The organism is Frankia sp. CeRuru1, from assembly GCF_977966315.1.
In genome coordinates this window covers 1-4,911 of record NZ_CDWWEW010000377.1, presented here as the reverse complement: position 1 = coordinate 4,911, position 4,911 = coordinate 1, and the positions used below count along the sequence as shown (strand labels likewise).

The window sequence follows — 4,911 nt, the reverse complement described above, 5'->3', positions numbered from 1 at the left end:
ATCCTACAGTTCGGATTCCCCGGCCAGCATCGCCCGGGAGCTGAGCCGGAAACCGATGGTCCCGTCCACGATCTTTCGGATCACGGTGGCTTTCGGATCCCTGCCGCCGACACCGTCGACACCCAGGGCGCCCGCCAGGGCCCGTAGCTGCGGGACCGGGATCCGGCCCAGGGCGGCCAGGTGCTCCCGGGCTTCCTGCCGGCTCGCGGCGGCGACCAGTGTCGCGTGCAGCTTCTCGACGTCCACGGACGCCGGGAGCCGGGAGCCGTCCGCCGCGGCACGACCGCCCCGGTCTGCTGCCGTAGCCGTAGCCGTAGCCGTAGCCGTAGCCGTGGGCGTGGGCGTGGGTGTGGCCGTGGGCGTGGGTGTGGCCGTGGGTGTGGCCGTGGCCGCGGGGACGACCGCGAGCCGCGCCCGGCCCGCCACGAGATCGTCGAGCTGCCGGACGTCCAGGGTGTCGAGCAGATCGGACACCTGGCGCAGGAGAACGGCCCCGAGACGGGCCGCATCCCGACCCGGGTGGCTGGCGGGCCGACTGTCAGGAGCCATGGTTCGCCGTCCGGATGCGTTTGAGGAACTCCTCGACCAGGCTCTGCAGTTCCCAGGCGAGTTCCCGGCTGAGCTGCTCGGTGAGAATGGCGGGGAGCTGGGCGCGGGCCGCGCCGGCGAAGTGCTTGTTGCTCTCCCGGAGCATCGCATCGAAGACGGGCAGCCCGAGGCTTCTGGTCTGCGCTATGTAGGGCCGCAGCGCCGAGACGGGCTGACCACCGTAGTACTGGACCATCGTGAAGACGACGCCCAGAATCATCGGTTCCAGTTTCTTCACGGCCGGCCGGAGGTCGGCCTGCAGATCAGCGACCTGGTTGAACTCCCAGGTGAACCGGCGCAGCCGGGACTGCAGGTGATCGATTCCGAGGGTGGACAGCTCGTCCGGGCGGGCCGGGATGAGCAGCTGGTCGCTGGCCGCCACGGCGGACCTCGTGATGACGCCGAAGTTCGGCGGGCAGTCGATGAGCACCAGATCGTAGAGCCGCCCGGGCAGGGTGGCAAGCCCGGCCGCGAGACGCAGATAGACGTCGAAGTAGTGGCGTGTCGACCGGTGGATCTGTGCCCCACCCAACCGCGCGGCGAGATCCATCTCGACGTCGCCGAGGGCAAGGTGGGACGCGATCAGGTCGAGCCGGCCACCGCCATGCGCGATGCGGGAGTTCGCCACCGTGGGGGCGGTGACGAGCGCCTCGAGTCCCGGCACCGGCCCGTCCATCCGCCAGGCTTCGAACCACTGTTTGATGGTCCGGCCCTCGGCGAGGTGCGCCCGCCAGTCCTCCGGCCGGTAGAAGGAGAAGGTGAGGCTCGCCTGCGGATCAAGATCGATCAGAAGAACCCGTTTTCCCCAGCGGGCGATCTCCGCGCCGATGTTCGCCGTCAGAGTGGTCTTTCCGACTCCGCCCTTGTAGTTCATGACCGAGACCACTTTCACGATGTCACCGCTCTTGTGGATGACCGCGATATATTAAGGTAGCCGTCAGGTTGGCTTCGTGGACTTCGATGATGTGTCATCCGGCGGTCCCCCTGTCGCGCACTGGCGCCGTCCGTACGCGTGACCCGCGCCGGCCTTCTTCCTGCCAGCACACCACGTGCCGTTGACGCCACTTCCGGGATCCCCCGGACGGGTGAGTGCCGTGCGTGGACATTTGGCCGCCGATGACCATCGATCGTCCAGCTGATCCCACGTTGGGAGGGCCGTGGGAGAGGCCGTAGGGCGGCCAGCCGCGCACCGGCTCCGGACTGCCGCCACGTCGGACATGGCCGACTGGTGGGTACATCATGGTCAACTTCAAGCGAAGTGGGACGGTACTAAGACGAAGGCCCGCAAGTCCGGCCGGACACCTCAAGCCGACCGTCTGCCGTCAGTGCCCCTGGTCACCTAGTGTCCCCGGCCACCGTCTGCGGCATCGGGCCGAGACGAGAGGGTGAGTTTCGGGTGATGCTGGGTTTGACGCGGCGAACAGGCGGTAGGTAATGGCTGTGGTAATGCGGCGCACCTGACGCGCGCGCGGGCCGGGAGGACCCGGTTCGGCTGTTGGCTCGGCGAGCGAGGAAGTGGTTATGGACTATCCGTTGCTTAATGCTTTTCTAACGGTTCTGTTTATCTTTTTGTTTGCCGTCTGGATCTATTTCCTGTTTGTTATCTATGCTGATATCTTTCGTAGTCGGGATCTGTCCGGCTGGGGGAAGGCCGGCTGGTCGATCTTTGTCCTCGTGCTTCCGGTCATCGGTATCCTGAGTTACTTGATCGTGCGCGGCGACGGGATGCAGGATCGGATGGTGCTCCACAAGCAGTACGAGGAGGATGCGGTCCGCGGCTACCTCCGCGCCGCGACCCGCACGACCAGCATTGCAGACGAGCTGGCCAAGCTCGACGACCTGCACCGCCGCGGACTGCTCAACGACCAGGAGTTCGAGCGCGAGAGGGCTAGGATTCTCGCGTGAGTCAGCATGGTCAAGCGGTGGGGAGCATCCATGGACGGTCTCCAGATTCTCCCGCTGGCAATCACCATGATGATCGGACCACAGATCATGTCGGCGATCATCTTCGTTACCACGCCACGAGCCGGGCGGGTATCTCTGGGGTTCCTGGCCGGTGTGGCGGTCGCGACAGCGACCGGTGTGGCCGTCATGATGGGCCTTGCTGCACTGCTAGACAGCGCTGTCGACCTGGGCAGCCCGAGGAGTAACGGTTCAGCCGGCCAGATCATCCAGTACGTACTGGTGGGCCTGTTGGCAGCCGCCGCCGTGAAGAACTGGGTGCGGCGCGAAACGGTGGAGCCGCCGAAATGGCTGACGACGCTGATGGCGGCAGATCTGATGAAGGCGTTCCAAGTCGGACTGTTCGTCATTCTGCTGATGCCCTCGGACATCGTGATTATGATGACGGTTGGAATACATCTGCAGCAGAACAACGCGTCCTATGCGGCAGTACTCCCGTTCATCGGGCTGACCGTTACGGTGGCGGCACTGCCGCTGCTTGCCCGGCTACTGTTCCATAGACGGGCAGAAGTCGCCGCACCGCGCGTCCGAGACTGGATGAACACCCACAGCTGGCTCATCAACATCATCGTCTGCATCATTTTCATCGCCCTCATCATCGACTGAAGCGGCTGCCTGAGTCCCCGCCCCGGAGGGCGAGCGCCGCACACAGGGCATTCGGCGGATCCGGCGATGAACCCGGTGCTGTGGGGAGGACGCCATGCCCCGGAGCTGGCGTACGAGTAATAACAATCTTGCGTCGCGGCCGTCTGGCGGCGCTGGCGTTCACCGCAGCGGCGCGCTGCGGCGGCCAATCAGGACGCTCTGTGCGCGCGTCGGGACAGCCCGGGTGCGTGCAGGGCGGTCCCCGGTAGGAGACCTGGCGTCCAGACTACATGAGGCGGATCTGATTAACAGGGCGATGAATCTCGCCGCGATGATCCTGATGATTTTCTTTCCTTTTGTCATCACGCTGGCGGCGCTGTCGCCGCTGCGGCAGGGCGGTGCGGCGGACATAATCATCGCGCGCATGGGGTTGAGCCATGATGCGGCGATGGCCGTGGAACGACTCTTTACCCCGCGGAGCGGAACCGTCATCACTGGCTGGACAGTACTGGGAGTTCTCTGGCTGATAATTGGCGGACTGAGTCTGGCTGCGTCCGTCCAGTCCATTTATGTGCGGGTCTTCAGGCTGAAGCCATTCGGGCTACGCGGCCTACTGGCCCAGGTCGTCTGGCTCTGCGGACTGATCTTCTTTCTTGTCGCTACCACGAGTCTCGGGGCGCTGCTCACCGGCACCGTGGCTGGTCAGGTCTGCTACGGCCTGGTAGCCACCGTGATCCTGGCGCTCTTCTTGTGGGTCGGGGTCCGGGTGCTCACCATCGGCCGGATGAGCTGGCGGGACTCGTGGCCGACAGCCCTGTTCACGACGATCGGCCTGACTGGTCTGGGTGTCGTCAGCCGGCTGGCATTCTCGGCTTCCATGGTGGCGAACGAGCGTAGCTATGGCGGGATCGGGGTTGTGTTCACCATCCTGTCGTGGCTGATCGGTTTCGGTGTTGTCCTCATCGGAGGGGTAATCGTCGGCACGTGGTATCTCGACACCGAGCTGTCGGTCGCCGGCATCCTCAGAAAGTTTCATATCGGGAGGAGGATGGGCCGAGACCAAGCCCGGAAATCATGAGATGAGCCGGTGCGCGGATCGATGCCGAGGGCTACAAGGGCCAATGACGTGTGACCTGGTGTTGATCGTGTCCGGTGGACAGCAGGAGGTGACGCCGTGTGAGCGGCTGATCTGGTCGACCGGCGTCCTGCCGTCTTACCTCTAGGTTCAGGGCGTCAACGTCGCCTCCATAGGGTCCAAGCCGGGCACCCGCATCGGCCGCAATCCGAGCCGGGCCGGTAGTGCTCGTGGTCATGACGCGCATGGCCGCAGCGGCAGTGCAGGACGAGCAGACCGCGGATCGACCTCACAGGGCCACCTCCGTCCGGATGGGAGTGATAAGTGAGTTAACTGCCTAAATGTCGTATGTGAGCCAATCTGCCTGGTATGTCTAGACGTTCGGGCGGAGATCGTTCAGGTCGTCCTTCCCGGCCGGCCCGGGGACGCCTGCCTGGCTCTCGTCCGCGACTCGGCGCCCTCTCCGCGTGACCACCCCGAGACTCGGCCCGGCTACGGCCGGGTGGCCCGAGGAACGTCTGTGACGGGGCGGTTTATCGTCTCCAGATCCTGAGCGCCGTAGCAAGCGACCCATCGGGAGACGATAGGGATCATGAGTATCTTGAGCGGGACCGGGGCATCGGGCACCTCGGCCGGGCGCCACGCCGACGGGCGGCGGGGGGGAAACGCGCCGCCCGAGGCGAACGAGCGCGCCGTCATCC

At 65.2% G+C, this 4,911-nt stretch carries 5 protein-coding genes; 3 read left to right on the top strand and 2 right to left on the bottom strand.

The features are described from left to right. Nucleotides 1-3 precede the first annotated feature (3 nt). Both AC08OP_RS20705 and AC08OP_RS20700 read right to left on the bottom strand, forming a co-directional pair. Nucleotides 4-549 (bottom strand): hypothetical protein, encoded by a 546-nt coding sequence (locus AC08OP_RS20705; protein ID WP_476615700.1) that lies wholly within the window; start codon nucleotides 547-549, stop codon nucleotides 4-6. Continuing rightward, nucleotides 539-1,480 carry a ParA family protein gene (locus AC08OP_RS20700; protein ID WP_476615699.1) on the bottom strand — a complete coding sequence of 314 codons (942 nt, stop codon included), beginning with the start codon at nucleotides 1,478-1,480 and terminating at the stop codon, nucleotides 539-541. The genes AC08OP_RS20705 and AC08OP_RS20700 overlap by 11 nt, the downstream gene beginning before the upstream one ends. A gap of 629 nt (nucleotides 1,481-2,109) precedes the next feature. On the opposite strand from AC08OP_RS20700, the gene AC08OP_RS20695 reads away from it, so the two are divergent. The 3 genes from AC08OP_RS20695 to AC08OP_RS20685 all read left to right on the top strand — a co-directional run bounded on the left by AC08OP_RS20695 (nucleotide 2,110) and on the right by AC08OP_RS20685 (nucleotide 4,213). Next, on the top strand, nucleotides 2,110-2,493 hold the full coding sequence (locus AC08OP_RS20695) for an SHOCT domain-containing protein (RefSeq protein WP_476615698.1): 384 nt from the start codon (nucleotides 2,110-2,112) through the stop codon (nucleotides 2,491-2,493). Between the two features lie 30 nt (nucleotides 2,494-2,523). Beyond that, a complete protein-coding gene (locus AC08OP_RS20690; RefSeq protein WP_476615697.1) occupies nucleotides 2,524-3,156 on the top strand; it encodes a GAP family protein in 633 nt (210 codons plus the stop codon). Nucleotides 3,157-3,451: 295 nt separating this feature from the next. Continuing rightward, nucleotides 3,452-4,213, top strand: a complete 762-nt coding sequence (locus AC08OP_RS20685) for a ribonuclease BN (RefSeq protein ID WP_476615696.1) — start codon at nucleotides 3,452-3,454, stop codon at nucleotides 4,211-4,213. Nucleotides 4,214-4,911 lie beyond the last annotated feature (698 nt).

What these genes read in the sequence shown, in the direction of transcription:
- AC08OP_RS20695 (WP_476615698.1), top strand. Translation starts at nt 2,110, where the DNA reads ATGGACTATCCGTTGCTTAATGCTTTTCTAACGGTTCTGTTTATCTTT.
- AC08OP_RS20690 (WP_476615697.1), top strand. Translation starts at nt 2,524, where the DNA reads ATGGACGGTCTCCAGATTCTCCCGCTGGCAATCACCATGATGATCGGA.
- AC08OP_RS20705 (WP_476615700.1), bottom strand. Translation starts at nt 549, where the DNA reads ATGGCTCCTGACAGTCGGCCCGCCAGCCACCCGGGTCGGGATGCGGCC.
- AC08OP_RS20685 (WP_476615696.1), top strand. Translation starts at nt 3,452, where the DNA reads ATGAATCTCGCCGCGATGATCCTGATGATTTTCTTTCCTTTTGTCATC.